Annotated in this window: 24 protein-coding genes; 5 read left to right on the top strand and 19 right to left on the bottom strand. The window is 64.8% G+C overall.

Going from position 1 to position 26,503, the window contains the following annotated elements; translation table 11 throughout:
* Positions 1-86: 86 nt before the first annotated feature.
* The gene (locus AC3A46_RS09565; RefSeq protein ID WP_487664966.1) at positions 87-977 is read left to right on the top strand and encodes a TolB family protein; all 891 of its coding nucleotides are present in this window, start codon (positions 87-89) and stop codon (positions 975-977) included.
* 55 nt (positions 978-1,032) lie between these two features.
* Here AC3A46_RS09565 and AC3A46_RS09560 read toward each other — a convergent pair whose 3' ends face one another.
* From AC3A46_RS09560 to AC3A46_RS09525, 8 genes are read right to left on the bottom strand one after another with little or no spacing between them, the layout of a single operon-like run.
* On the bottom strand, positions 1,033-1,821 hold the full coding sequence (locus AC3A46_RS09560; RefSeq protein WP_487664965.1) for a FadR/GntR family transcriptional regulator: 789 nt from the start codon (positions 1,819-1,821) through the stop codon (positions 1,033-1,035).
* A gap of 12 nt (positions 1,822-1,833) precedes the next feature.
* On the bottom strand, positions 1,834-2,940 hold the full coding sequence (locus tag AC3A46_RS09555; protein WP_487664964.1) for a glycerate kinase: 1,107 nt from the start codon (positions 2,938-2,940) through the stop codon (positions 1,834-1,836).
* Positions 2,937-3,791: an ATP-binding cassette domain-containing protein gene (locus AC3A46_RS09550; protein WP_487664963.1), complete on the bottom strand. Its 855-nt coding sequence runs from the start codon at positions 3,789-3,791 to the stop codon at positions 2,937-2,939. Before AC3A46_RS09550 ends, AC3A46_RS09555 begins: the two co-directional genes overlap by 4 nt.
* Entirely contained in the window at positions 3,788-5,740 is a 1,953-nt protein-coding gene (locus AC3A46_RS09545; protein WP_487664962.1) for a dipeptide/oligopeptide/nickel ABC transporter permease/ATP-binding protein, read from the bottom strand. Before AC3A46_RS09545 ends, AC3A46_RS09550 begins: the two co-directional genes overlap by 4 nt.
* Positions 5,737-6,690 carry an ABC transporter permease gene (locus tag AC3A46_RS09540; protein ID WP_487664961.1) on the bottom strand — a complete coding sequence of 318 codons (954 nt, stop codon included), beginning with the start codon at positions 6,688-6,690 and terminating at the stop codon, positions 5,737-5,739. Before AC3A46_RS09540 ends, AC3A46_RS09545 begins: the two co-directional genes overlap by 4 nt.
* 24 nt (positions 6,691-6,714) lie before the next feature.
* A complete protein-coding gene (locus tag AC3A46_RS09535) occupies positions 6,715-7,608 on the bottom strand; it encodes an SMP-30/gluconolactonase/LRE family protein (RefSeq protein WP_487664960.1) in 894 nt (297 codons plus the stop codon).
* Positions 7,605-9,782 carry an alpha-amylase family protein gene (locus tag AC3A46_RS09530; protein WP_487664959.1) on the bottom strand — a complete coding sequence of 726 codons (2,178 nt, stop codon included), beginning with the start codon at positions 9,780-9,782 and terminating at the stop codon, positions 7,605-7,607. Before AC3A46_RS09530 ends, AC3A46_RS09535 begins: the two co-directional genes overlap by 4 nt.
* A gap of 10 nt (positions 9,783-9,792) precedes the next feature.
* Entirely contained in the window at positions 9,793-11,343 is a 1,551-nt protein-coding gene (locus tag AC3A46_RS09525) for an ABC transporter substrate-binding protein (protein ID WP_487664958.1), read from the bottom strand.
* 247 nt (positions 11,344-11,590) lie between these two features.
* Here AC3A46_RS09525 and AC3A46_RS09520 point away from each other — a divergent pair, with 247 nt between their 5' ends.
* The 3 genes from AC3A46_RS09520 (at position 11,591) to AC3A46_RS09510 (ending at position 14,569) form a co-directional block, all read left to right on the top strand.
* Positions 11,591-12,412, top strand: coding sequence for a TIM barrel protein (locus AC3A46_RS09520; protein ID WP_487664957.1), 822 nt, complete (start codon positions 11,591-11,593; stop codon positions 12,410-12,412).
* Complete coding sequence (locus AC3A46_RS09515; RefSeq protein ID WP_487664956.1) at positions 12,409-13,290, top strand: 2-hydroxy-3-oxopropionate reductase; 882 nt, start codon at positions 12,409-12,411, stop codon at positions 13,288-13,290. Before AC3A46_RS09520 ends, AC3A46_RS09515 begins: the two co-directional genes overlap by 4 nt.
* 295 nt (positions 13,291-13,585) lie before the next feature.
* On the top strand, positions 13,586-14,569 hold the full coding sequence (locus AC3A46_RS09510) for a LacI family DNA-binding transcriptional regulator (RefSeq protein ID WP_487664955.1): 984 nt from the start codon (positions 13,586-13,588) through the stop codon (positions 14,567-14,569).
* Between the two features lie 2 nt (positions 14,570-14,571).
* On the opposite strand, the gene AC3A46_RS09505 is transcribed toward AC3A46_RS09510, so the two are convergent.
* From AC3A46_RS09505 to AC3A46_RS09470, 8 genes are all read right to left on the bottom strand, one after another.
* Positions 14,572-15,534, bottom strand: a complete 963-nt coding sequence (locus AC3A46_RS09505) for a LacI family DNA-binding transcriptional regulator (protein WP_487664954.1) — start codon at positions 15,532-15,534, stop codon at positions 14,572-14,574.
* Between the two features lie 51 nt (positions 15,535-15,585).
* Positions 15,586-16,362, bottom strand: a complete 777-nt coding sequence (locus AC3A46_RS09500) for an RraA family protein (RefSeq protein ID WP_487664953.1) — start codon at positions 16,360-16,362, stop codon at positions 15,586-15,588.
* A gap of 11 nt (positions 16,363-16,373) precedes the next feature.
* Positions 16,374-16,853 (bottom strand): RpiB/LacA/LacB family sugar-phosphate isomerase, encoded by a 480-nt coding sequence (locus tag AC3A46_RS09495; protein WP_487664952.1) that lies wholly within the window; start codon positions 16,851-16,853, stop codon positions 16,374-16,376.
* Positions 16,854-16,857: 4 nt separating this feature from the next.
* Complete coding sequence (locus AC3A46_RS09490) at positions 16,858-17,781, bottom strand: carbohydrate ABC transporter permease (RefSeq protein ID WP_487664951.1); 924 nt, start codon at positions 17,779-17,781, stop codon at positions 16,858-16,860.
* Positions 17,781-18,629 carry a carbohydrate ABC transporter permease gene (locus tag AC3A46_RS09485; protein ID WP_487664950.1) on the bottom strand — a complete coding sequence of 283 codons (849 nt, stop codon included), beginning with the start codon at positions 18,627-18,629 and terminating at the stop codon, positions 17,781-17,783. The genes AC3A46_RS09490 and AC3A46_RS09485 overlap by 1 nt, the downstream gene beginning before the upstream one ends.
* 133 nt (positions 18,630-18,762) lie before the next feature.
* A complete protein-coding gene (locus tag AC3A46_RS09480; protein ID WP_487664949.1) occupies positions 18,763-20,076 on the bottom strand; it encodes an ABC transporter substrate-binding protein in 1,314 nt (437 codons plus the stop codon).
* 46 nt (positions 20,077-20,122) lie between these two features.
* A complete protein-coding gene (locus tag AC3A46_RS09475; protein ID WP_487664948.1) occupies positions 20,123-21,022 on the bottom strand; it encodes a PfkB family carbohydrate kinase in 900 nt (299 codons plus the stop codon).
* Positions 21,023-21,377: 355 nt separating this feature from the next.
* Positions 21,378-22,790 (bottom strand): FAD-binding oxidoreductase, encoded by a 1,413-nt coding sequence (locus AC3A46_RS09470; RefSeq protein WP_487664947.1) that lies wholly within the window; start codon positions 22,788-22,790, stop codon positions 21,378-21,380.
* Positions 22,791-22,923: 133 nt separating this feature from the next.
* Here AC3A46_RS09470 and AC3A46_RS09465 point away from each other — a divergent pair, with 133 nt between their 5' ends.
* Positions 22,924-23,250 (top strand): aspartate 1-decarboxylase, encoded by a 327-nt coding sequence (locus tag AC3A46_RS09465; RefSeq protein ID WP_487665028.1) that lies wholly within the window; start codon positions 22,924-22,926, stop codon positions 23,248-23,250.
* Positions 23,251-23,306: 56 nt separating this feature from the next.
* Here the strand turns inward: AC3A46_RS09465 and lpdA are convergent, their stop codons facing one another.
* From lpdA to AC3A46_RS09450, 3 genes are read right to left on the bottom strand one after another with little or no spacing between them, the layout of a single operon-like run.
* Positions 23,307-24,704: a dihydrolipoyl dehydrogenase gene (lpdA, locus tag AC3A46_RS09460; RefSeq protein WP_311294288.1), complete on the bottom strand. Its 1,398-nt coding sequence runs from the start codon at positions 24,702-24,704 to the stop codon at positions 23,307-23,309.
* 42 nt (positions 24,705-24,746) lie between these two features.
* Positions 24,747-25,730, bottom strand: coding sequence for an acyl-CoA thioesterase (locus AC3A46_RS09455; RefSeq protein WP_487664946.1), 984 nt, complete (start codon positions 25,728-25,730; stop codon positions 24,747-24,749).
* Positions 25,727-26,500 carry an enoyl-CoA hydratase/isomerase family protein gene (locus AC3A46_RS09450; protein ID WP_487664945.1) on the bottom strand — a complete coding sequence of 258 codons (774 nt, stop codon included), beginning with the start codon at positions 26,498-26,500 and terminating at the stop codon, positions 25,727-25,729. The genes AC3A46_RS09455 and AC3A46_RS09450 overlap by 4 nt, the downstream gene beginning before the upstream one ends.
* Positions 26,501-26,503: the final 3 nt, after the last annotated feature.

The raw sequence follows: 26,503 nt of genomic DNA, 5'->3' as shown, positions 1-26,503 counted from the left end.
CGGCTCCCTCCGCCGGCGCACCGAGCTAGACCTCCGGGGGCGGCGGCTCAGCAGCCGCCCCCGGACACCATCAGAAGGACATTCGAATGGCACGCAAGCTCTCTCCCGGCCAGCGCTCACGCATCGTGACTCTCGATGTGAACACCGGTGAGTTCACCGTGATCCACGAATCCAGCGAGATCCTCTACGAGGCGCCCAACTGGGCCTTGGACGGCTCCGCCCTCTACGTGAACGGTGGCGGACACCTCTACCGGCTGAACCTCGATGGTGACACCCCGCGACGCATCGACTTCGGCGATCTGCCCGAATTGAACAACGATCACGTCCTGGATCCGGACGGAATTCACATCTTCGTCTCGGCGAACGACTGGCACATCTACCGAGCGCCTCTGGTAGGCGGCGAGGCCGTACGCGTCACCAACGACAACGAAGACGGGCGCTTGCACTTTCTGCATGGCGTGAGCCCGGATGGCGCGACCCTCGCCTACGTCGGCCTCGTGGTCCGGGAGGACGGGTCGTCGGCTGCTGCGAACATCTTCACCATTCCTGCTGCCGGCGGCCCGGACATCCAGCTCACCGATGACGAATTCCCCGACGACGGTTCGGAGTACTCCCCCGACGGGAAATGGATCTACTTCAACTCCGAGCGAGCCGGCACGGGAGCGGGTCACGCCCAACTCTTCCGGATGCGACCCGACGGGACGGATCAGCAGCAGCTGACATACGACGAACGCGTGAACTGGTTCCCGCATCCGTCTCCGGACGGCGCACGGCTCGCGTACGTGAGTTTTCCTGCCGGCACCGAGGGCCACCCCGCAGATCGCGACGTCATTGTGCGAATCTGTGACGCGGACGGTACGAATGTGAGGGACCTGCGTCGCTTGTTCGGCGGGCAAGGCACCATCAACGTGCCGAGCTGGGCGCCTGAGGGCGATCGGATTGCGTTCGTCGAGTATCCGGTCGAAGAGGGCGGCTGAGGGACATGCAACGTTTACATCGGCCGCCCAATTGAACGCATGCGCGCTCGAGTGGCTAGCGCTCGTCGAGTTCGGAGATGAGTGCGGTTTCGATCGAACTGATATGCATGAGCATCAGTTGATTCGCACGTCTTCCGTCGGCATCCTCGATCGCGCGCAGAATCAAGCGATGCTGATCCAGAAACTCCCTGCCCCAATGCTCGCGTGACCGCTTCTTGAGATCGCTCCACGTGTGCTCATGCATCAACGAGATCAGTTGCTCCTCAAGCCCCAGCAGAACGCCGTTGTGGCTCGCGGTGGCGACGGCGAGATGGAACTCGTTGTCGGATTGAGTCGCGTCCAGCCCGGCCTCCGTGCGGGCGCGCTGCTCTTCGTAATGACCTCGGATAGAGAGGAGGTCCGCCTCCGATCTGGACCGGGCCGCGTGCTCCGCGCAGATGGGTTCCACCGCCGCTCGCGCAACGATCAGATCCAAGGGGCTATGCTCGCCCACAGCCGCCGCCCTGGCCCGCAGGAGAGAGGCCTGCGTGCCCCCTCCGTCGACGACGTACGTGCCGCTGCCCGGACGAGCCTCGAGCGCCCCGGCATGCTCGAGGAGCCTCAGCGCCTCGCGCAGCGATCCACGGCTTACGCCGAACTGGCTCGCGAGGGCGCGCTCGGACGGCAACGCGGCTCCCTCGGGGAAGCTCCCGGTGCGGATCGCCTCCACGATCTGATCAAAGACAGCGGCGTAGACGCGCGAGCGCTCCACCGTCTGAAAGACGTGCGCGTTCTCAGTGATGGCGGTCTCCTCTCCATCGGGATGTCGCGGACAGAGATGACGCTCTGTCGAAGCGGCGGTCAATAGTACTCGTCATCACGTCATCGACCTCCACCCCGCATCGATCTGCACGCGCCCGGCAAGGCGCCGCGCGGCCTGAATGACGTCGGACCCCGGATCAGGCCCCGGACCGCCGTGGGAGGCCTCCTCGATGGCGATGAGCGGTCCACGCGAGACCTTGCTGCGACCAACAAGGGCGGCGACCGGAACCCCGTGGTCGCGCGCACGCTCCATGACTGCGGCGGTCGCTTTGCCACGGAACGAGCTCGCGTCCAGTTGGCCTTCGCCGATAATCACCACATCCGCTTTCCGAATCGCTGCGTCGAGGGCCACAACGTCGGCCACCCACGTCGCTCCGTGCTCAATTCGCGCACCGAGTGCAGCGAAGGCGAAACCCAAACCGCCTGCAGCCCCGGTCCCCGGCGCGTCGCGTAGGCCGGGCAGTCCGAACGAGTGCTCGATAGCGTCCGCCCAGGCGGTGAGCGCGACCCGGAATGCGGGGGCGTCACCGCTGCGCATCCCCTTCTGAGGTCCGAACAGGTCGATGCACTCGACGAGGGTGGCGTCGGTGTCCGAGATGGCGGCGATGTCTCGGCTCCGCCAGGTGCTGAGCGAATCGGGGGGAGTGATTGAAGCCACCTCCGCGAGGCGCGTCGGCAAGAGCGGCGTGATGGCATGACCGTGTCGGTCGACGGCGCGCGCGCCGAGGGCGAAGAGCATTCCCGCCCCGCCATCCATCGTCGCGCTGCCACCGAGCCCCGCGACAATCCGGTCGACTGAAGCGGACACGTGGCGAACGAGATCGCCGACTCCAGCCGTGGAGAGCTGCCCGGGGCGGCGTTCCCGCTTCGTGACGAGGTGCAGCCCGCACGCCTGGGCCGTCTCGACCACTCCCAGAGTTCCTAGGGCGACCCACGTCGCATGCACCTTGCGCCCTCGCGGATCCAAGACGACCGCGGAGTGTTCGGTCGCGCCGGGCACCGTCCTGATCACCTCGACGAGTCCATCGCCGCCGTCGGAGAAGGGCACGCATGTGATGGAATCCTCAGGCCGGATCTGCCCCCAGCCGCGAGCGATCGCGGCCGCGACCTCAGGTGCTGTTAGCGTCCCCTTGAAGGAGTCTGGCGCTACGAGGACTCTCAACGCGCTGCCTCCGCTCGCGCACGTGAGCTCTGATACCGGGGATTCGCGGGATCCCCTGTGAGCTGAGACGCCATCAGCCGCCGGGTGTACTCGTGGGTCGGTCGTAGGGTGACCTCGTCAGCGAGGCCCTCCTCGACGATATCCCCCAAGTACATGACGCCGATCCGGTCGCTGATGTGGTGAACGACTCCGGGGTTGTGGGAGATGAAGACGTACGCGATTCCGCGGTCGCGCTGGACGTCGACGAGCAGGTTGAGGATCTGCGCCTGCGTCGACATGTCCAGCGCGGACACGGGTTCGTCCAGGACGATGACGTCGGGCGCGAGGGTCAGAGCACGCGCAATCGCGAGTCGCTGGAGTTGGCCGCCCGACAGTTGGCGCGGGCGGCGGGTCAGATGCAGGGTCGTGAGTCCGACCATTTCTACGACCTCATCGATCACCCGATCGATCGCTGCATTCGAGGCTCCCTCGTGCACGCGGAGAGGCTCTCGCAGGCTGTGGCGAAGTGGGACGCTCGGATCGAACGATGAGAATGGATCCTGGAACACCATCTGCAGCCGGCGGCGGGCAGCCTTGCGCTCGGATCGGGGAAGCCTCCATACATCGGCGCCGTCCAGCAGCACTGAGCCGGAATCTGGTCGCTGCAGCTGCACGAACGTTCTACCGAGAGTCGACTTGCCGGAACCGGACTCGCCGAGCAGGCCGTACGTTTCGCCGGGCAGCAAAGAAAGGCTGATCGACTTGACGGCGTGAACCTGCGTCTTGCGGACGCCGGCGCCGCTCTTGAAGCTGACCGAGACATCGTTCAGTTCGATGATCGGCGATCGAGACGAATCAGTACCGGATGTCATAGTTGAACCTTCTGCTTCGACGGCGTTTTTGCCATGCCCACCACTTCGGCGGCACGGATGCAGCGCGCAGCGCGCGGTTCAGCGCCGACCTTCGCGAGTTCGATCGGCCCGGACCGGCATTCGTTCACCGCGAAGCTGCATCGGTCCGCGAACCTGCAGCCCACGATCACCGCTCCCGCAGGCGGAACGCGACCCTCGATCGCGGCCAGTCTTGCCCCCCTCGGCACAGCGTCCGGAAGGGCGCCCAATAGCGCGCGGGTATACGGATGCGCCGGGGCGCCCAGCACGCTCTCGACCGACCCCTCCTCGACGATCTCACCTGCATACATCACGACGACGTCGTCGCAGATGTCGGCGACGACGCCGAGATCATGGGTGATGATGATGATCGAGAGACCGTCTCGCTTCAGGTCATGAAGAAGGTCAAGGATCTCAGCCTGGACAGTGACGTCCAACGCGCTGGTCGGCTCGTCTGCGATCAGGAGCGTCGGCTGCGATGCCAGAGCCATCGCGATCATCACGCGCTGGCACATGCCGCCCGACAGCTGATGGGGATACGCGTTGGCTCGCTCCGGCGCAATGCCCACCCGACTGAGAGCGTCTCCGACCGTCGTCGATGGGGAGCCATCGCTCCCATTCCAATTCAGCACCTCGCGGATCTGCTGCCCGATCGTCAACGAGGGGTTCAGGCTCGCCTTCGGATTCTGGAAGATCATGGACACACGATGGCGTCGCAGCTCTCGAAGCTCGTTTGCCTGAATCCGCATGACGTCCTTGCCGTCGATGTAGACGGACCCGCCTGTGACGACGCCCGGCGGCGACGGGAACAGTCGGGTGAGTGTGAGGGCAGTCACCGTCTTACCGGATCCGCTCTCGCCGACGACGCCGACGACGCGGCCGGCCCTCGCTCGCACTGCGACATCGTTGATCAGCTTCAGCCTGCCGCTCTCGGACTCCACTTCCACGGTGAGCCCCGTGGCATCGAGCACGCCCTCTTCTGGACGGGTGGTGTCCCGCGTACCCGTCGACTCGGACCGGGTCATCGCCTGCGGCGTTCCCTTGGGCTGTGTTCCTCGCGATGTGACGATGTCGCTCAGACCGTCGCCGACGGTGTTGAAGGCCCACGCAGTGAGGGTGATGAGAAGCGCAGGCACGAGCACCGCCGCGGGAGCTACGAAGATGTAGTCGTATGAGCGTCGGAGGATGGAGCCCCAGCTGGCCTGGGGGGCCTGCGCGCCCAGCCCGATGAAGCTCAGCGCGGCCTCGAGCCCCATTGCGTAGCCGCAGGTGATCGCAGCCTGGACAAGCAGCGGCGGCGCGATGTTGCGCAGAATGCGACGCCACATGATCGCGATGGACGAGGTTCCGATCGAGCGCGATGCCTCGATGTACACCTCTTGGCGGACCGCAAGAGTCTCGGCCCTCACGATGCGCGCGAGAGACGGCACGAATGCGATCGATAGTGCGATCATCGTGTTGAAGATGCCGCCACCGAGCGCCACAGCCACCGCGATGATAAGCACCAGGCCGGGCAGAGCCATCTGAATGTCGACAAGTCGCATGAGGACGGAGTCGACCCGTCCTCCGAAGTAGCCGGCGACCAGACCCCACGGCACAGCGATGACTACGGAGAAGCCGACCGCGATGAACGCGGCGCTGAGGGAGATCTGTGCGCCGTACATGAGCCGGGTGAGCTGGTCGCGCCCCAGGTCATCCGTGCCGAGCCAATGCTCGGCAGATGGACCCGCGAGCGAGTTCGCGATGTCCTGCTCCAAAGGGCTGTACGGAGCGATCAGCGGCGCGAGGATCGCCACCAGGATCATGACGAGCAGGAACGCGGCCATGACCGCGACGAATGGTTCGTGCCGCACCCACTTGAGGAAGCGACGTGAACGCGAGCGCTTCCGCTTTCCGTGCTTGATCGCGATGTTGACTGTGTCCATGGTCATGACGACACCCGCACCTTCGGATTGAGGAGGCCATAGGCGACGTCCACGACGAGGCTCGCGAGAACCGTCGCTATGGCGAAGACCACGGCAGTCCCCTGGATGACCGGCAGGTCGCCGTTCGTGGCGGCGTTGGCGACGTACGCGCCCACACCCGGGATCGAGAACAGATTCTCCACGATCAGCGAACCTCCGATGAGAACTTCCACCTGGAGCCCCAAGACGGTGACGGCCGGTATGAGCGAGTTCTTGAGTGCGTGCCGGATGAGCACGCCGTTCGGCCCGTGACCTTTCGACCACGCCGTAAGGACATACGGACTGTCCATCGCCTGGACGAGCGAGCCGCGAAGCGTCCGAGCGATCCGAGCTGCCGGCGCGATCGCGACGGCGATCGCCGGGAGGAGGATATGTTCCAGCCATCCGAGTGGTGATTCGGTGAAGGGCACGTAGCCGATCGCAGGAGCGATGCCGAGCTGGATCGAGAACACCAGGATCAGAACGATCGCGATGACGAACGCGGGCACCGCCATACCGGCGCTGGTCACTGCGAGGAGGCAGCGGTCCACGATGCCCCCGCGCCGCCGCGCGGCTACGACGCCTCCGGCAATGCCGAGCGGGATCGCGATCGCGAAGGCCGCGAGCCCAAGGCTCAGTGTCGCGGGAAGCCTCCGAGCGATCTCTTCGATGACCGACTGGTCTCTGTTCACTAGCGATGTACCCAGATCCAGTCGCACGGCGCTCATGAGCCACTGCCAGTACTGGACGAAGAACGGCTCGTCGAGATTCAGCTCATCGCGGATGCGCTCGACTTCGGTGAGGGAGGCGTTCTCACCACCGGCGAGCGCAACTGCCGGATCGCCCGGCAGTAGGAGGTAGAGCAGCTGCATGAGAACCGTCACCCCGATGATGATGACGGGGAGCACCGCGAGTCTGCGAATCAGTAGTAGTGACACTTTTCGTCCTTGAATGTGTCTGGGCTAGGGCCGCGGCCCGGCGGGTTCGATGGAGGTTGTCAGCAGGTGCGTACCCGCCGTGATGTACAGCGTTGCGGACTCGGATCCGCCGAAGCAGCAATTCGTGATCAGGTCGTGAGGTACGTCGATGAAGTCGATCAGCGTGCCTCCATCGTCCATCACATAGACGCCGGGCGGGCGCTCGGTCGTCTCGCCGTCCGACCGCGATCGCAGAATGCCCGCACAGACATAGAGCCGGCCGGCGGCATCCACCTTCATCCCGTCACCACCACGGGCGTTTCCGAAATCGAACACCACCCTGCGTGAACCCACCGCACCCTGAGTGGAGACCTCGAACGCGAGGACCCGCCGTGCGCCGCCGACCCGGGGATGCGAGTCGACGACATACAGCGTGCCGCCGTCCGGGGAGACCGCGATGCCGTTGGGTCGCTGCACATGCGACTGATCGAGCAGCCGCGTCACGCGTCCCGAGCGATCGACGCGGTACACGCCCTCCACCGTCATCTCCATGTCCGAGCGGTCCGACCCGTAGCGCGGGTCGGTGAAGTACACAGTCCCGGCAGCGTCGATTGTCAGGTCGTTCGGGCTGTTGTACCGCATACCCTCGAAGCGATCCGTTACGACCTCGATGTCTCCGCCCGCGATCGAGCTGCGAACGATGCGACGTCCACCGCCTGGACCGAACTCGCCGCCCTCGCACGTGTAGAGGTAGCCGTCGCTCGTGAGCACATTCCCGTTCGGCCGACCCGCAGCCTCACGGAACACCTCGACCCCGCGGGCCTGGGTCCAGGAGTAGATGCGATTCGCCAGGATGTCTGAGAAGAAGACCTGACCATCGTCGGATGCCGCGGGGCCCTCGAGGAACGACGCAGCTGCGATCTGAACGGCAGCGGTCATCGGGTGCCTGCTTCAGTTGAGACGGCGGTCTCGACAGCGACCACTTCGTGCGCGTCGAGGCTCGGCAGTTCGACCACGACGAGACCGGGTGCAGCGCTCCACTTCAGCTCGGACCGGTCGCTGAGTCGCCGCACAGCGGTGATCTGCGCATCGCCCTCGAGACTCAGTTCGATCCGCAACGGACCGACGCGGACGATCTCCTGCAATGGACCCCCATACACATCGGGCGAACTGTAGTTGACCAGATGCACGGTGTAGCCGAGGTCGCCACGCCACGCCTCGACGTCGACGAAACCCACACCCGACACGCTCACCGCGGAGGGGCACCGCGTGCCGGCCGCCGAGGCGACGGCGTTGACCATGACCGCGGCCGGATCCAGAAGCTGGGTGACGCCGTAGAACGAGTCGATGTCCGAGCCCAGGTGGACCGAACGGCCATCCGAGATCAGGAGAGGCGCGTAGTCCACCGGGTCTTCGAGGTAAGCCTTGTCGGCGAGGAACGGCAGTTCCTTGATGGCGCTTCCGACGCCGGAGACAGCGGCCGTGCCGGTCGAGCGCCATGATCCGGAAGGGACATACGTCGATCCCTCGATCCCGCGCACAAGCGGATGGTTCCAATCCTCGACGAACAGGTAACCGGGAGGGAACGGTCCGGACACCGGTCCAAAAGGCAACGGAGAATTCCACGGGCGTGCGGGTGCCACGCCCGCCCCCACGATTACGCCGCCTGTACGGAGTCGCTCTTCGATGGCGTCCGTCGCTCCCTCGCTGAGGGACGTTCCGCTCGGAACGATGACCACGTCGTAGCCGGCGATGGCGTCGTCGTCGAGGAGCTCATCGGCAATGAGCTCGAACGGGATGCGAGCGCGCAGCAGCGCGAGATACCAGCCGTTGATGGCGTCAACCGTCGACGGTCCGGAGCCATGGGTCGAGGGAGAGCAGCTGGCCGCGCTCCAGACCACGGCGACTCGGGCCAGCGATGTCCGGTTGCGCAAATAAGGCTCTGCCTGAGCATGCCACTCGTAGAACTGCGTGACCGGCTCGACCCAACGCCGGTCGTAGATCGTCGCACCGCCGACGTTCACCCAAGGCCGCAGCCCCTTTGCAGTCGCCTGCGCGAGCATCGCGGTGATCTCTACTGGCGCCATCGCGATTCTGCGCAACGGAGGGCGGAAAGGCCCCCCGGCCTGCCACGCTCCGACGATCTGAAACATCGGCGCGCCCTTGGCTACCGAGCGCAACATCTTCGACTGACGCCCGGCCAGCCAGAGCGCATTTGCGGCCGTGCCGGCGCCCTTCGCACCGAGCAATCCCCGACCTTGACCGTCGTTCGCGACGACATCCATCGGTCCGAATCTGGACCAGCGGACGCCCGAGGTGAGTGTCCCCACAGTGCACGCAACGAAGCTGTAGGCAGGGTCGATTGCCTTCGCCGTCTGCTGCAGGTGGCGATGGAGTTCCTCCACCCCCGACTGGATGAACTCGCGGAAGAGTGCGTCGTCATCTACCCCTGCCGCGGGGTATGAGTCTGCCCCCGAGTACTTCCGCCAGGATGCGAGACACGTCGGGCAGTAGCAAGCGACATCGGCTCCGGGCATCCAGGACATCCCGGCCGGTTGCGGCCAGCCGTTGGCGAAGAAGCCGTCGATGTTGTACTTGGCAGCCAGTTCACGCATGCCTTGCGGAATGCACTCCCAGTAGAACGGGCCGGTCCAGCAGGGCATGTAGGTGGGCCCGATGACGGTGTGTCGGGTGGATGCCTCGCCTAGCCCCGGGACGCCGGCTCGAATTGCCGGCGCCAAGGCCTGTGCGGACAGCTCGCGCACCGTCTGTGGCTGCCCACCCGGACCGGTACGGAACCAGTCCGGGTGGGCAAGATAGATCGACTCGTCCAGGAACATCGGCTCGAATCGCGCGAGCACTCGCATGCCCTCGGACTTAGCAGCGTCCACGAGCTCGCCGAAGAAGTCCCTACCCTCGAGGAACTTCGACCTTTGGAAGTAGGGCAGCTCGGTGGGGTAGTACGACACGGCACCCGCGGCGCTCAGAGTGATGCCATCCAGGCGCGCGCGCCCGAAGAACCGCCTCCATTCATCCACGTCAGCCGACTTCGGGTCATCCTCGACGAGGTTGATCTGAAGCCATCTCATGGGCTCGTCGTACCAGCTGCTCACAGGTGATCTCCTATTTCACGTAGACGAAGCGGAAGTCGGTAGAGAGTGGCTTGAACGCCATCGAGTTCACCTTCTCCGCGTCAAACGCCGCGATGCTGACCGCGAAGTAGAGCGGAGTGAACAGTTCGTCGTCATTGATAAGCGTGGCGAGCTGCTGCCAGATCTCCGTCGCCTCCGCGCTCTCCGGATCGATCGCGGCGAGCTGCGCCGTGAGCTCGTTGAACTCGGCGTTTTCGTATGCGCAGATATTCGGCACGGCATCGGGTCCGAGTTGGCGGGCGACGCGCTGGATGCCGAGAAGGGAGCTGCCGGTCATGACGGCATCCGTCTGCGGTCCGTAGAGCTGTTCCGCGTTCTCACCGACCTGAGGAGTCATCTCGATGCCGACCTCGGCCAGCTGTGCCTGGATGACCTCGGCGGCTCGCTCGCCGCCGCTGAGTGCATTGTTCCACCGGAGCCCGAATTCGATCGGCGATTCCTCCGCGGTCGCTGCCGCCGCCTCGGGGTCGTAGGGTGTGACCGCATCCGGATTGAAGTTCGGAGATCCCTCCGGGAACACCTGGTACGCGGGTACGCCGCCCGGAGCCACCGCTTGAATGATCTCTTCGCGATCGATTCCCTGGGCCACCGCCTTGCGCACATCGACTTCGTCGAATGGCGCCCGTGCCTTGCAGTAATTGATGTACCAGATGACATCGCTGGCGGTCGTCGCGACACCGATCTTCGGGTTGGGCTCGAAGCTCGCGAGTACGGTGCCGTCCGCACTGCGTGACATGTCGATGTCGCCTGCCGAGAGGGCCGTCACCATGGCCGGCCCGTCGAGAACCTGCTGGAACACGAGATTCTTGATCGGCCAACTCTCGACGTCCCAGTGGTCCTCGATGCGCTCGAGCTCGAGACGCTGGTTGGGGACGTAGTCGACCACCCGGTACGGCCCTGCTCCAATCGGTGCGGTGTCGAGTTCGGTCTCTCGAGCTCCGAACTGCGCGGGCGACGCGATCATCCCTTCTGCTCCATAGAGTGCCCGAACGAACTCTGCCGCGACGGGTCGCGCGAGTTGAATGGTCACCTCCGTATCGCTGTCGACGACCACGTCGGTGAGATCGCGAAGCACCGCGTTGAGCTCCCCGGAGTTCAGATCACGCATCCGGAGCAGATTTGCGCGAACGGCTTCACCATCCACCGGCGCACCGTCGGAGAATGTGGCATCGGGTTGGAGAACGAGATCGATCGTCTGTCCGTCGACCACGGTGTACTCGGAGGCAAGCCCCGGTTCGATCGTCCCGTCAGGGGTTCGGCGAAGCAACGTGTCGTAGATTGGCGCCAGCGGCGTCAGATAGAGCGAGCTTGTGGCATCGCCCGGATCGAGCGTGCGGTCCGTGAGATTCGCTCCGAAGACAAGCGTCCCGTCGCGGTTCGCCTCGGAGATGTCGAACTCCCCACTCGAATCGCCGGAATCCGTCGACGGTTCGCCGTTCGGCGACCCACCGGTGCACGCCGTCAGCGTTAGTGCAACGACGGCGAGCCCTACTGCCAGCCCACCAATGCGGCCAGATTTCATCATTGAATCCTCCACGCAGCTGATCAGTCATCGAGGGTTCGATCGTCTCTGATCAAGAATCGGTACGACCAATTGGCCGCTATGTGAATCTAAGCGCCCTCCGTAACTGTGTCAAGACCTTGGGGCGCCAGCCTCATTCTCCCTGTATTTCCGGCACCTATCAGCCTAATCCGACGCTGGCGCTTGACGACCAACGCATGAAGTCGTGATACTCGACAGGTCAGGTGGTTCAACCAGTGGAGCGAAGATGCCCGTAGATGACCTTGCCCCGATCGTGCGCAATTCGCTCGCGATCAACTGTTCGATCGTGTTCGGAACCGCAACGTGGGACGACGCGCTCCGCGCCGTCCGGGCAGCGGGATTTCACAAGGTGGAGTACTGGTGGCCGTTCCCGACGGCGGACCCAGAGTCGTCCGAAGTCGACCGATTCCTGCAGGCGATTGACGGTGCAGGCGTCGAATTGGTCGGGCTGAATCTGTTCGCCGGCGACATGTCGCGAGGCGAACGCGGAGTGCTGAGTCACCCTGATCGGGCTCACGAGTTTCGCCAGAGCGTCTCCGTCGCGCGACAGATCGCAGTAGCAACGGGCTGCGCGATCTTCAATGCGCTGTATGGGCTGCGCGACGCGCGCTTTTCGACGGATGCGCAGGACGCGCAAGCTACCGCGAACCTCCGATGGGCGGTCGCGGAGCTCGGTCCTGTCGGTGGAACCATCGTGCTCGAGCCACTGAGTGGAGTCGACGCTTATCCACTGAAGTCCGCTGCCGATGTCGTGAACATCATCGAAACGACAGGCCCGCTGGCAGGAGGAGCCCTCGGCCTACTCCTGGATGTGTACCACCTGAGCTCGAACGGCGACGATGTGGGTCAAGTGATCGATGGGTCCTACGATCTGATCGCGCACGTGCAGATCGCTGACGCTCCGGGCAGAGGGGCCCCGGGCACGGGAGGTCTTCCGCTCGGCTCGTGGCTGGCACAGCTGTCCGGGCTCGGCTACAGGGGCGAGACCGCCCTCGAGTACGCTCCGGTAGGCGATCCTGGCCTTGAGTTGCAGGGAGTCCTCCGGTGACCGCCGTCGCCTTCATCGGGCTCGGGGTGATGGGTTCCCCGATGGCATGCAATCTCGCACGCTCGGGCCACGAGGTCATCGGTTTCAACCGCTCGCCAGGCAAAGCCGCTGACCTTGTGGCCGCGGGTGGACGGGAAGCGAGTTCTCTCGAAGAAGCCGCGCGTCATGCCGAAGTCGTCATCACAATGCTGCCCGACTCGCCCGACGTGCTGGATGCCATCCTCACGCCGGATGGATTGCTAGATCACGTGGCGGCGGGCACACTGCTCATCGACATGAGTTCGATCCGCCCGGACGCCGCCCGACAGGTTTCGGTCGCAACGGCGCAACGAGGAGTCGCAGCGCTCGACGCCCCCGTGAGCGGAGGAGAGCAGGCTGCCATCGACGCAACCCTGTCGATCATGGTGGGCGGCGAGTCCTCGGACTTCGAACGAGCGAAGCCAATTCTCGAAGTCCTTGGCAAGACCATCGTGCACGTCGGTCCCTCGGGAGCCGGCCAAACCGTTAAGGCAGCGAATCAGCTCATCGTCGCGGCTGTCATCCAGGCCGTCTCGGAGGCTCTCGTCCTCGCGAGCGCGTACGGGGTCGACGAAGCGCGAGCTGTAGAGGTGCTGTCCGCAGGCCTTGCCGGAAATGCGGTTCTCGATCGGAAAGGGGCGGCGATGCTCGCCCGTGACTTCCGGCCCGGATTCCGCATCGATCTGCATCACAAGGACCTGGGCATCGTACTCGAATCCGCGCGAGCAGTCGGTGTCGCAACACCAGTCGGCGCGCTCGTGAGTGTGCTCATGGCGTCGGCGCGAGCGCAAGGGGACGGCCAGTTGGACCACAGCGCGCTCTTGCTGGGCGTGGAGCGAATGTCGGGGACGTCGCTATGACGGTACTGAACCGCCGATGAGGGCTTGAGCCAGGATCCTCGCCATACCAGAGGATCCCGGCTTCGGTCGTGCCGGTGTCGCCTCGCCGACGGGGGACTCCACGAACGCGATTCGCGCGTAGTCCGGTGACCAGCTCGGGATGTTCCTCATCCCAGGCCACCGAAGCGGGGCGAGTGAGGAAACTGAAGGACAAGGAGAGTGCCGAGAACACTTTCGGGAACGTCGCCACCTGGGAGCTCGCGTCCGCCCGCGACCGGCAGTCTGGCAGCCGCCTGAGATCTGATAGAACTGGGGAATGGCGGTCACGCGCGACGACGTTGCGAGGGTCGCGGGCGTGTCACCCGCGGTCGTGTCCTACGTCATCAACGACGGTCCGCGCGGCGTCGCACCCAAGACGCGGGATCGCGTGCTCAGCGCAATCGCGGAGCTGGGGTGGCGACCTGACGGCAACGCTCGCAACCTCCGCCGGGGACGACCCGACATCATCGGATTCGTCGTCCCTGACCTGACCTCGCCGTATGCGGCCGCGCTCACCCAGAACCTGACCGTCGCAGCTGGAGCGGCGGGAATACGGGTCGTCGTGGCAAGCAGTAGATGGTCGCTGGATCGTGAGCGCGAGGAGATCAGCCACCTACTGGACAGTCGAGTCGCGGGAATAGTCCTGATGAGTGTCGACCCCACGCAGGATTTCGACGTCCTTCACGATTCGGGTGTACCCGTCACGGTGATTGACAGACCACAGGTGGCTGCAGCGGGCACCTCAGCGTGTATCGAGCACCTCGCCGCCGACGGACGTAGCCGCATCGGTTTTGTCGGCGCGGCGAGCGGTGTCAGTGCGTCGGATCGCCGTCTCACCGCGTGGCGCACGCGACTTCGCGAACTCGGTCTCGAGCCCAAACCCGAAAATGTGATCCGCGGCCTGCCGGTTCATCAGGCCGCCGACCACGCTGCATCGGCCATCGCCGCCGGCGATCTCGACGTGGACGCGCTCTTCTTTGAGCACGACATGGTTGCACTGGCGTTCTTGCGTTCTGCTCACCTTCGCGACATTGTCGTACCGTCCCAGATAGCAGTCGTCAGCTACGAAGGCTCGTCAATAGTGGATTCTTCGTTCCCGAGCATCACTTCGCTCCGCCACCCGATCGCGCAGATCGCGGAGCGCGCAGTGCGTGACGCGTTGGATACCTCACATGGACTCGTCAAGCGGCTGAGCGACGACAACTTCGAGCTCGTCATTCGAGAGTCCTGCGGTCCCCACTCCGCTAAGCCCAACGAATGACGTCAGCATCCGCAGCTGGCACGAGGCGTCAGCGCCGCCGTCAAAGTGGCGTGGACCACGTCGAGCGGTTGCTCCACCAAGAGTCGGACCGCTTCGGTAGCCATTTGCTTCAGCGGCTGAGTGACGGCCGCCAGTGCGGGCACGATGTATTCGGAGAGGTCAGTTCCGTCGAGCGACACGATGGCGATATCGCTCGGGCATGACACGCCGCGACGATGCAATCCGCTGATTAGCCCGGCCGCCTGTACGTCCGAGGACACGACCAGGGCTGTGCAATCCACGGAATCCGCAACGGCTGCCCCGCCAGAATAACTGAATGGTGCCGACCAGCTTCTCGGCCCCGCGATTCCCGCCGCGGTCACGGCGTCGTACCAACCCAGTCTGCGTTCATCGAGGAAGGTGGACTCGGGCCCACCGATGAACCCGATCCGACGGTGCCCGTGGAGGAGAAGATGCTCCGTGGCCGAACGGGCCGAGTCGCGCATGTCGGTGTGAAGAGTGGAAACGGGCGAATCGTCTGGAGTGCGATCCAGCGCAACCACGGGAATCCTCAGGGTCACCAGATTGCTGAGGTCTGGTTCGGTGCTCGCTGACACGAGGATGAGCCCGTCGATGCGGCGCCGAGCCAAGCTCGTGACGTAGGCATGCTCACGCTTCTTACTGTCGGCGCTGTTGCATACGAGGACTGCATAGTCGCGTTCGAAGGCCGCGTTCTCGACGGCACGCGAGAGCTCGGCGAAGAAGGGGTTGGAGCTGTCGGGGATGACCAGACCGAGAGTCCGACTGCTCCCCATTCGCAGAGATCGTGCCCCCGCGTCGGGAGTGTATCCGAGTGTTCCCACGGCCTCGAGCACGCGAGCCCGCGCCCTGTCCGAGACAGGGCGCGGGCCGTCGTTGAGCACGTACGACACCACGGCGGGTGACACGCCGGCAAGGCGCGCCACGTCGTTGCGTGTGATCGACATCTGTCCCCGTATGCTCCGCCGATTTATCGTGCGCGCACACCGATCTCACTCTCAGATGCGGCCGAGACGTCGATCGATATCGGCCTCGGTGATGGCGTATGGGTGGGGCTCGACGTCGAAGACGGGCGTTGTGCTGGCATCCCGCGGAATGCCCAACCGATCGAACAAGATGGCGCGCGCTCTCTTGTCATTCTCGGACTCCTGGATCGCGTATCTGAGCACGCCGTCGATGATCTCCTGAGGGACGACCACGACGCCGTCTCCGTCCGCGACGACGAGGTCGTTCGGGCGGATGAGCTGCCCCCCGATCTCTACTGGCATGCTGTGCCCGCCCCACTCGACGCGGCCCTGATACATCGGCTGAACGACCCATCGTGACCAGATCGGCAGGTGCCTCGACTCAAGGTTCTCGTCCGAATCGCGAACGCCTCCGTTGGTCACGCAGCCCAGGGCGCCGCGCGCCGCCCAGATCATGGAGTCGGCCGAGCCGATCGCTGGAGTGGGTGTGCCGCTGGTATCGATCGCGAGAAAGCTCGTCTCATCGATCTGATCGCCGTAGTCGCGAGCCCATACGGTCTGGTACCAGTACTCGTATGCCCACTTGGTGTACTCCTCGGGCGTCGTATACGGGACACGTTGCTGCGTCGGGATGTGCCGCGAAGTCACGGCGAAGCCAGCGGCCTTCGTCCGCCACAGTGGCCGGATGTCCGGCGACACCGTGCCAACGTGGTGGTAGCCCATCCAGTCGAGTCCGTCACGGATGTCCGTGACTCTGAGATGCGAGACCGTCTCGAGGATCTCGGTCTTGCGTGCGCTCGAGAGCGTCATGTTCTTCCCTTTCACTTGAGGATTGTGTCGGCGGACAAGGTCTCTGCCGCTGCGCGCTCCATGTCGGACAGCTGAGCCACACGCCGGCGGAAGTCGGGGTCAGTGCTGAAGGTGGCCGACAGGAATGCGAGCAGAACCTCCTCGGCGATCTTCTGGCCCACGATCCATGCTCCGAGGCAGGCCACGTTCACGTCATCGTGTTCGACACCCTGTCGCGCCACATACGTGTCGTGGATGACGGCGGCGCGGACGCCCGGCACCTTGTTGGCCGCGATGGCCGCTCCGACACCCGTGCCGCAGACGAGCACGCCCCGGTCCGCTTCGCCGGCGACGACGAGGTCGGTGACTGACTGCGTCATGAGGGGGAAGTCGACGGGGCTGTCATCGACGGTGCCGACGTCAATGACGTCGTGACCCAGCCGTCGCAGGAGTTCTGCCACGAATGGCTTCAGTGCAAACCCCGCGTGGTCGTTCGAGAGTGCGATGCGCATTCGCCTATCCCTTCAGTCCTGATGTGGCGATTCCTTCGACGAGCAGTCTCTGGAAGGAGATGAATATGCCGAGCACCGGTAGTAGTGAAATCACCGACATCGCGAACAGCGCCCCGAAGGCGGAGGTCGCACTCGTGTCGATGAAAGCGCGCAACGCAAGCGGCACGGTGTAGAGCTCGGTGTTCGTGAGGTAGATCAAAGGCGTGAAGAAGTCGTTCCAGCTGTAGATGAACGTGAAGATCGCGGTTGTCGCGAGCGCCGGCTTGGCGAGCGGCAGGATGATCTGAAAGAAGATGCGCAGATGTCCACACCCGTCGATCCGCGCAGCCTCATCGAGTTCGCGGGGGATTGCGCGGAAGAATTGGACGAGCAGGAACACGAAGAACGCGTCAGTGGCCAGAATCTTCGGCACGATGAACGGCAGGTAGGTGTTGATCCAGTCCAGTTCCCGAAAGAGGATGTACTGCGGGATGAGGACCACGTGAGTGGGCAGCATCAGCGTCCCGAGCATGATTGCGAACCAGAACCGCTTGAACCGGAAGTTGATGCGCGCGAAGGCGTAGGCCGTCAGCGAGCAGGCGATGAGGTTCGCGGCGACGCACGCGACGGCGATGAGCGTCGAGTTCAGGATGAATCGCCAGAATCCCACGTCGCCGATGCCGGCCCATCCGTCAACGTAGCCGTCCAGGGTGAAGTACTCGCCGGGCCAGAGTCCCGGATCCGTGATCTGGCTGTCGTCCCGGAAGGATGCCCCGACCATCCATGCGAGGGGGTAGAACATCATCGATGCCATCGCGATAAGCAGCAGGTGACGAGCGAACTGCTTCCCTCCCGCCGCAGTCAGCTTCCTGCGCCGGTCGCCGCCTGAGGTGCTGTCGGGAAGCAGCTCCTGGAGCGGCCTGGGGACCGACGTGTTGAGCGTTGTCATCATTCGTCTCCGTAGTGAACGACGCGCCGGCTGAGACCGAACAGGAGGGCAGCGACCGCGGCGCTCAGGATGAGAAGGAACCATCCGAGGGCCGAGGCGTATCCCATGTCGAAGTCGACGAAGCCGCGCTGATAGAGGTAGAGGGTGTAGAAGAGCGTCGAGTCGGCCGGTCCTCCTGTGCCGTTGCTGACGATGTAAGCGCTGTTGAACGCTTGGAACGCCGCCACGATGTTCATGAGGACGTTGAAGAAGATGACCGGGCTGAGCATCGGGAGCGTGATCGAGAAGAACTTGCGGATCCCGTTGGCGCCGTCCATCGTCGCCGCTTCGTACAGTTCGGCCGGAATGCCCCGGATGCCCGCAAGGTAGATGATCATCGCGGCGCCGAACTGCCAGACGTTCAGGATGATCAACGTGCTCAGCGCCGTGGACGGCGTCCCGATCCACGATGTCGTCGCGTCCACGCCGAACACCCTCAGCACCTGGTTCACCAGCCCATCACCGGAAAACAGGAACCTCCAGAGGATGGCGATCGCGACACTGCCACCGATGAGCGAGGGAATGTAAAAGACCGCTCGGTAGACAGTGAGCCCGCGGACGCCCTTGTTCAGGATGTTCGCCAGGAACAGGGCGAAGACCTGCACGAGCGGCACAGACACCAGGAGGTACGTCACCGTGACCGCCAGTGACGCCCAGAACCGTGGATCGTCGGTGAACATGCGGACGTAGTTCTCTGGGCCGACCCACTCCGGATCGCCTAGCAGCGAGTAGTCGGTGAATGACAGGTAGAGCGATACGACTACAGGCCCACCGATGATGGCGAGGAATCCGAGGAACCACGGAGTCATGAAGGCGTATCCGGCCAGATTGTCGCGTCGGCCGCGACTTATCCTTCGGCGCCCTCGAGACGGCTGGATGATGGCGATCGTGTCGACTCGGTCGACTGTGCTGTTCACCGCGATCCTCCTATCGCCGTCGGTTTCACTTCGCCGCGGCCTGTGCGGCAGATACGAAAGTGTCCACGGCCTGGTCGACGGTCGTCTGACCGAACACCAACGCCTCGTACGTGCGCCGCAGCTCGGCAGTCAGCGCACCGGTGCCGCCGGGCGTGGGGGACGACGCAAAGTCACCGGCCTCCGCCAACTCCTGGAAGAGCGTGATCGACTTCTTCACGCTTTCGGGAGTCGCGCTGTCCGACAGCAGCGCTTCCTGCGCAGCAGCGCTCGTGACGATGCCGTTGTCGGACTGGAACGCGATGGCCGCATCGACATTGTTCGTGAAGTCATCCACGAATGCGGCCGTGGTGCCGATGTTGTCGCACTCGGTCGGGATCGAGATGCCATTCGCGCCGAGAACGTTCCCTGACAACTCCTCCGATTCCGCCGGCATCGACACCGCAGGGACCGCGGATGCCGTCCCCGCCGCCGCAAGCGCCTGCTCGGTGAGATAGAGCTGCGGGATATCCTTCGAAGCGCTGGCCGCCTTGCCCGTACCCAGGGGACGCTCGTTGATGCCGAGGTACTGTTCAGGGATCACGTCGCCTGGAACGACGACTCCTTCTTCAGTCAGGTCGAGCCAGAACTGGAAATACTCGGCGAGCAGCTCCTCGTCGAAGGCGATCCCATCTTCTCCGTACATCGTCTCGCCGTGTCCCAGCACCCAGGACTGCAGCGTGAACATGAGGCCGCCCTCGTTCTCACCCGCGTAGACGCCGTCGGGCAGTCCCTCCTGCACCGTACGAAGCCAATCGCCGTACTCATCCCAGGTGAAGTCGCTGGACGGCGCCTCGGCGCCAGAGCTCGCGACGAGCGACTCGTTGTATCCGAGCACGCGAACGAACGCGCCGGTGGGGATCATGAACTGCTCTCCGTCGATCTGACCGAGCTCGAGGACGCCGGGGTCGATGTCGTCCACCCCGATCGAGCCGGACTCGATGAGGTCGTCGAGTGCACGGAACACACCGCCCTCTGCGTACGGCGCGTAGAAGGTGTCCTGCACAGCAGTCGCGCAGTCCAGGTCACCGGCGGCAGCTCGGACGGTCATCCGCTCGACATATGCGGCATACTCGGCCGACACGCCTTCGACGGTCGCATCGGGATGGCCGGCTTCGAAGATGTCGATGACGGCGTCGACCTTCTCGGCGCGGGTGGGCGGCCCCCAGAAACTGTAGGTGATGGAACCGTCGACCTCTTCGCTGACGGTTTCGTCTGCAGAGGATCCGCACCCCGCCAGGGCGATGGATCCGACGGCCAGCAACCCGGCGGTCAGGTAGAGCGAGCGCTTCTTCTTGATCATGTTCTTCTCTCCTTTGAGTGCACTGCGTGAATTGCGGGGGCGACGCTCAGCGAGCAACCGCGCGGTGGCCCGACCGGGTTGGCTGGGCACCGATGTATGCGACCGCTCGGGCCGCTGCTTCGGAGGCCGACTGCATAGCGGCCTCGATATCTGATCTCGCGGCGAGGAAAGCCGCGAGGGTTCCGACGTACACATCACCGGCGCCCGTGGTGTCCACCACGTCGTCGACAGCCGATGCGGAGACGTGTCGAACGACTCCTGCCGGTTCAGCCAGGACCGACCCGTGCTCTCCGAGGGTCACGATGGACGTTGTGCCCGTCAGGGAGCTGACGGCGTGAGCGAGCGCCGGAGCGTCCAGGTGGTCGCGGCCGGTCAGCATCCGGGCCTCGGTCTCGTTGACGATGAGAAGGTCGACGGCCGAGATCGTCTCGGAGGGGAGCCGGACGAACGGCGCGAGATTGAGGACGATTGTGGCCCGTGCACGCGTCGCCGCATCCACGACCGCGATGACCGCGTCGGAGGCGATCTCGCACTGCAGCACAATGATGTCGTCTCGGTCGATGTGGAGACTTGCATCGATCCCGACCTGGGTGCCGGCCCCTGCGACAACGACGATGGCGTTGCGCCCGTCGTCGTCGACGATCACCGTCGCACGACCTGTCGGCTGGTCAACGCGGCGTACATGTTCCAGACTCACGCCCCACGCAGATAGGTCAGCGAGGACCAAGTCGCCGGCCGCATCATTGCCAACGGCGCTCACGAAGACTGTTCGCGCACCCGCCCGCGCGGCCGCCGCCGCCTGGTTCGCTCCCTTTCCGCCAAGAGACTCGGTCAACGCCGATGCGAGGATCGTTTCGCCGGGAACCGGGATGCAACTCACTCGCACGATGGCGTCATAGTTGGCCGAACCAACGACGACTACGCGCCGGGACTTCTCTGTCCCCATCTCGTCCCCAATCAACTCGTGTAGATCCAGTATCTACACGAGTTGACAAGCTGTCAAGGGTGCGGTCGCGAACTTGTCTCAACGGCGCTGTCCACGACCTGCGGACAGCGCAATCGCACAGCGTCGCCGGCCGTGGCGGCGCTGGTCGCCTCCGCGCCGCAACTAGAACGATGGCTCCGGGTGCAGCGCTCCGACCCGGGCCGCGCTGCGCCGCCCACAGGACGTCGAGTTCCTCGAGGACCTCGCCAGGCGAAGCGAACACAGGTCTTCACCAGGCGTTGAGGCCCGCTAAACGGACTTCATCCGACTCGACGCGCTCTCCGTTGTGGCGGTGAGACACCCGAAGAGCACACCTTCAGCGGGTGAACACCTTGCCAGGGTTGAGGATCCCGTTCGGGTCGAAGACGCGGGTGATCTCACGCTGAAGCCGCCATTGGTCTTCACCGAGTTCGTCCGTCAGCCACCGACGCTTGAGCACGCCGACGCCGTGCTCGCCCGTTAGAGTTCCGCCGAGACGGAGTGCCGCCCGGAACAGATCGTCAGCGGCAGCCCAGATGTGCGCTGGCGCTTCGACCACACCGAACTCGTCAGGCTCCGCGTCGAAGATGAACGTCGGATGCAGATTCCCGTCGCCAGCGTGGGCGACCGTGGGAATGGAGACGTGGTGTTCCCGCTCGACCCGCGCAATCTCGTCAAACATGTCTGGCAGCGCGCTCCGAGGAACGGAGACATCCTCGATTAGTGTCGTGCCGAGTTGCTGGAGAGCTGGTTGCATCGAGCGACGGAGCGCAAGCAGTCGTTCACCCTCGATCGGGTCGGCGGTGACCAAGACTGAGCCGCCCGCTGCCTGCAATACCTGGGCGATAGCATTCGCCTCTGCCTCGGCAGCAGATCCATCGGTCTGGATGGTCAATTGCGATGCACCCGCGGCGGGCGGTGTCAAGGCGAGCAGTCGATGCACCGCAGAGAGTGACACCGAGTCCATCAACTCCATGATCGCTGGCTGCACCCCCGACGCCGTGACCGCTGCCGAAGCTTCCGCGGCGGTGCGCACGTCGGCGAAGGTCGCCGAGATCGTGCACGCGTTGCCCGGCACCAGACGCCTTAGCTTCAGCGTCGCCCCGACGACAACGCCCAGAGTCCCCTCGGAGCCGATGACCAGCGCCGTGAGATCGAGACCGGTCACCCCCTTCACCGTGCGGTGACCGAGTTTCAGCAGGGTGCCATCAGCGAGCACGAGATCGACGCCGAGCACAGCGTCGCGGACAACGCCGTACTTCGCGCAAAGGAGTCCGCCCGCGCCAGTCGCGATGTTGCCGCCGATCGTCGAGATAGCCCGGCTCGCGGGATCGGGGGCCCACCACAGACCAAGCGGTGACAGCGCATCGTTAAGGTCAGCGTTGATGACGCCCGGCTCGACGACCGCGAGTAGGTCGTCTGGCCGCACCTCAAGGATTCGGTTCATCGCCCGCACCGAGAGGGCGATCTCTCCTTCTCCCGCGTTGGCGCCACCCGCGAGTCCAGTTCCAGCACCGCGGGTGACGACGGGCGTACGCGTCTCGTTTGCGATCCGCAAGGTCTCCTGCACGTCGCCGATGGACCTTGCATGTACGACGGCGAGCGGCGCGGCGCTCGCCACAAAGCCTGACATGTCAGCACGGGCATGTGCGAGCGATGTCGGCGAAGTGTCTACCCGATCACCGAGGGCACCGCGCAAGCTCCCGAGCACATCCTCCGACGAAGGCAAAGTGGACATCATCATCTCCATTGAGGTCGCAGGATCCTGCTCACGACGCAAGTCAGGGCCTCGCAGCCGACCCGCGTTCAGCGAAAGCTGGCGAAAGCGAGGCTTTCGTGTTCGCGACCGCAGCGTCGCCGCATTACTTACCGATTAATCAGTTATTCTGTCAGGAGTACATGCAGCCGCGCAAATACGACTGCCTGGTCGCTCTGAGGCACGTCTTGCCGAGGACAAGTACACCGTCGAGCGGTCTCAACCTCGAAGGTCACCAGAGACCACCTCCTCGCATGGCCTACCTCGTGACAACGGAGCGCGTTTCGACGCGTACGCGATCGCGGGAGAACGAGGGTCGATGACGATCCAGGTCAACGGAGCGGGAGCGCGCCTCGTCCAACTGGACGACCTTGTCGTCGTGATGTCCTTCGCCGACCTCGAGGCAAAGGAGCCGGCTGGCCACATGCCCGTCGTCATCGAGCTTGGGAACTGACTTCGTCTCGAAGCGAAAGACTCGAGCACGGCGGCCTCGGCAGGCGCGTCGGCGGGTCAGAGGTTGATCATGTGGCCGGCGAGGCCGTGGAAGGCCTCCTGCACGGCCTCCGACAGCGTCGGGTGCGTGTGGACGTTGCGCGCCGCCTCGAGAGCGGTGAGGTCCCACTTCTGCGCGAGCGTGAGCTCGGGCAGAAGCTCCGAGACGTCCGGGCCGATGAGGTGGCCGCCGAGCAGCTCGAGGTGCTCGCCGTCGGCGATGAGCTTGACGAAGCCGATGGGCTCGCCCAGGCCGTTCGCCTTGCCGTTCGCCGAGAACGGGAACTTCGCGACCTTCACGTCGTAGCCGGCGTCGCGAGCCTGCTGCTCGGTCAGGCCGAACGAGGCCACCTGCGGCGAGCAGAACGTCGCGCGCGGCATCATGCGGTAGTCGCCGAGCGTCATGGTCTCGGCCTTGCCGATGGTCTCGGCGGCGACGACGCCCTGCGCCTCGGCCACGTGCGCGAGCTGCAGCTTCGCGGTGACGTCGCCGATCGCGTAGATGTGCGGCACGTTGGTGCGCATGTGGTCGTCGATGTCGATGGCACCGCGGTCGGTCAGCTTCACGCCGGTGTTCTCGAGACCGAAGCCCTCGACGTTGGCGGCGAAGCCGATCGACATCATGACCTTGTCGGCGTCGATCGAGCCCTGGGTGCCGTCCTTGGCGGTGTAGGTCACGGTGACCTTGTCGCCCTGGTCGGTGACCGTCTCGACCTTGGTCGAGGTGAGGATGTCGACGCCGTAGTTCTTGTACTGGCGGGCGATCTCCTTCGAGACGTCCGCGTCCTCGTTCGGCAGTGCGCGGTCGAGGAACTCGATGATCGTGACCTTGACGCCGTAGTTCACCATCACGAAGGCGAACTCCATGCCGATGGCGCCGGCGCCGACGATGACGATCGACTGGGGCAGGTCGCGGGCGAGGATCTGCTCTTCGTACGTCACGACGTTGCCGCCGAGCTGCACGCCCGGGAGCAGACGCACCTTCGAGCCGGTCGAGATGATCGCGTTGTCGAAGGTGACGCGCTCGGTCGTGCCGTCGGCCTTCTTGACGTCGATCGTGTTCGCGTCGACGAACGACCCGCGACCTTCGTACTCGTCGACCTTGTTCTTCTTCATCAGGTAGTGGATGCCCTTGACGTGGGTCTCCGCCACCTTGCGGCTGCGGTCCCACGCGACTCCGAAGTCGAAGTGGACGTCACCCGAGATGCCGAACAGGTCGGCCTTGTGGTGGAACTGGTGCGCGAGGTCGGCGTTCTTGAGGAGAGCCTTCGAGGGGATGCAGCCGACGTTGAGGCACACACCGCCCCAGTACTTCTCTTCGATGATGGCGACCTTGAGGCCGAGCTGCGAAGCGCGGACGGCTGCGACGTAGCCGCCGGGCCCCGCGCCGAGGATGGCGACGTCGTAATGAGGCATGGTGAGGCTCCCGTGCTTGGGTGTGGGCATCTCTGACGTGGCTCAGACCGGCAGGTCGCTGAGCTGGCGGCGCATATCGATCAGGTCTCGCGCATGAGCGTCAAGTCGCATGTCTTCGTCGCTGCGCAGGTCCAGCGGGCGTGGCTGATCGGCGCCCTGGTGCTCCGCACGAGAATTGAAAATGCTCATGCAGACGGTGGTGAGCTCGAGGTGGTCTGGCGACTCTGCCGGTGCAGATGAGACACGGGTTGCTATGTGCATGCCACCTTCCGCGTCTACATGCAACAGACGCGCATCGAGTTCCACGACGTGGCCGATCCGTATGGGCCGGAGGAAGTGGATGCCGCCCGAGTAGACCGCCGACGCCGAGGTGGACGACCAACGAGCCGCCACTGTGAATGCGGCCTCGTCGATCCACTTCATCACCGTCCCACCGTGCGCATTCCCGCCCCAGTTGGCGTCGCTGGGTGTCGCGAGGAAACGAAGGCGCGAGCGGGGTGTGGTCCCTCGGTCCGAGTAGTTCTGAGCGAGCATGGCGTCTCGAATCACGCGGCGCGCTTCGAGCCGATCTCGGGCACCCTCATTGAGCAGGCGCTCCCGCTCGTCGTGCGGCGTCCACTGCGGGATCGCGCGCGGACGGCGGCTCTCATCGAGTGCGACGAAGACGAGCAAGCAGTCCAGCGCCGGCCGGTAGACGCCGTCGGTGAGGTCCGCGGATGCGACCGTCACCAGCACCTGCATGCTGGTGCGCCCCGTGTGGATGACCTGCGCGGTTAGCTGGACCAGCTGCCCCGGCGCGACCGGGCGGGCGAACCGCACATTGCCGACGTAGGCCGTCACGCAGTAACCGCCCGCCCAGCCGACGGCGCATGCGTACCCGACCTTGTCGATCCACTCGAGGATGCGGCCGGGAGCTACGGACCTACCGTCGAGGGCGGTGTCCTGAGGGGACGCGAGGATGCGGAGCGTGGACGCGTCGGGGCCAACTCGTTCTCGCCCGAACGTGCTGGAGTCGCTCATCGTCATCGGCCGGTGAATGTCGGGGTCCGCTTGCTCTGGAACGCGGCGAACCCTTCGCGGTAGTCATCTGTGTCACACAAGGCCGCTTGCGCGGCATTCTCATCTTCCATCGATGCCCACAAGCCGAGCCGCCGATCGCGCAGCGCCGCAACGAGGGTCTTGCTGGCGCGGAATGCAGCTGTCGCGCCGGCGGCGGCCCGCCGCGCTGCGTCAACTGTTGCCGCAGCGAGCTCCTCGTCCGGCAGGACTCGCGAGAAGAGTCCGCTCTGAACTGCTTCGGTGCCGGACATGAGCCGGCCGGTGTAGATCAGGTCGAGTGTCTTGTGGGGGCCCAGCCGCTCGAAGAAGAGCGCGTGCCCACCAGAGTCCAGGGTGGCGCCCAGCGCGGCGAACGGTGACCCGATCTTTGCGGACTCGGCGACATAGACGACGTCGCTTGCGATGAGCAGGCCAAGTCCCACGCCAAGGCATGCTCCGTGCGCGGATGCGAAGGTCGGCGCCGGGAACTCGGACATCTGCTTGAGCAGGGGGGTGACCAGTCCTCCGAGATAGGCGAGCACGTCGTCGTCCTGAGGGTCGACTCCCGAGATGTCTCTGCCGGCGCAGAACGCGCGGCCTTCTCCGCGGAGAACGAGCGCGCGCGCCTGCGCACTCGCGGCTTCGGCGTAGGCGGAGCCCAGTTCTTTCAACGCGCTCTCGTCCAGCGCGTTGAGCTTCTGCGGGTTGTTGAGCGTGACGTGGGCAACACCATCGTCGTCGATCAGCAGGTCGATCACGGT

Source organism: Microbacterium sp. Soil_C_42, assembly GCF_057656735.1.
This window is presented reverse-complemented; position numbering and strand designations above follow the sequence as displayed.

Coding starts and splice junctions, on each gene's coding strand:
- AC3A46_RS09565 (WP_487664966.1), top strand. CDS start 87: ATGGCACGCAAGCTCTCTCCCGGCCAGCGCTCACGCATCGTGACTCTC.
- AC3A46_RS09550 (WP_487664963.1), bottom strand. CDS start 3,791: ATGACATCCGGTACTGATTCGTCTCGATCGCCGATCATCGAACTGAAC.
- AC3A46_RS09545 (WP_487664962.1), bottom strand. CDS start 5,740: ATGACCATGGACACAGTCAACATCGCGATCAAGCACGGAAAGCGGAAG.
- AC3A46_RS09535 (WP_487664960.1), bottom strand. CDS start 7,608: ATGACCGCTGCCGTTCAGATCGCAGCTGCGTCGTTCCTCGAGGGCCCC.
- AC3A46_RS09525 (WP_487664958.1), bottom strand. CDS start 11,343: ATGAAATCTGGCCGCATTGGTGGGCTGGCAGTAGGGCTCGCCGTCGTT.
- AC3A46_RS09520 (WP_487664957.1), top strand. CDS start 11,591: ATGCCCGTAGATGACCTTGCCCCGATCGTGCGCAATTCGCTCGCGATC.
- AC3A46_RS09510 (WP_487664955.1), top strand. CDS start 13,586: ATGGCGGTCACGCGCGACGACGTTGCGAGGGTCGCGGGCGTGTCACCC.
- AC3A46_RS09505 (WP_487664954.1), bottom strand. CDS start 15,534: ATGTCGATCACACGCAACGACGTGGCGCGCCTTGCCGGCGTGTCACCC.
- AC3A46_RS09500 (WP_487664953.1), bottom strand. CDS start 16,362: ATGACGCTCTCGAGCGCACGCAAGACCGAGATCCTCGAGACGGTCTCG.
- AC3A46_RS09495 (WP_487664952.1), bottom strand. CDS start 16,853: ATGCGCATCGCACTCTCGAACGACCACGCGGGGTTTGCACTGAAGCCA.
- AC3A46_RS09490 (WP_487664951.1), bottom strand. CDS start 17,781: ATGACAACGCTCAACACGTCGGTCCCCAGGCCGCTCCAGGAGCTGCTT.
- AC3A46_RS09485 (WP_487664950.1), bottom strand. CDS start 18,629: ATGACTCCGTGGTTCCTCGGATTCCTCGCCATCATCGGTGGGCCTGTA.
- AC3A46_RS09480 (WP_487664949.1), bottom strand. CDS start 20,076: ATGATCAAGAAGAAGCGCTCGCTCTACCTGACCGCCGGGTTGCTGGCC.
- AC3A46_RS09475 (WP_487664948.1), bottom strand. CDS start 21,022: ATGGGGACAGAGAAGTCCCGGCGCGTAGTCGTCGTTGGTTCGGCCAAC.
- AC3A46_RS09470 (WP_487664947.1), bottom strand. CDS start 22,790: ATGGAGATGATGATGTCCACTTTGCCTTCGTCGGAGGATGTGCTCGGG.
- lpdA (WP_311294288.1), bottom strand. CDS start 24,704: ATGCCTCATTACGACGTCGCCATCCTCGGCGCGGGGCCCGGCGGCTAC.
- AC3A46_RS09455 (WP_487664946.1), bottom strand. CDS start 25,730: ATGACGATGAGCGACTCCAGCACGTTCGGGCGAGAACGAGTTGGCCCC.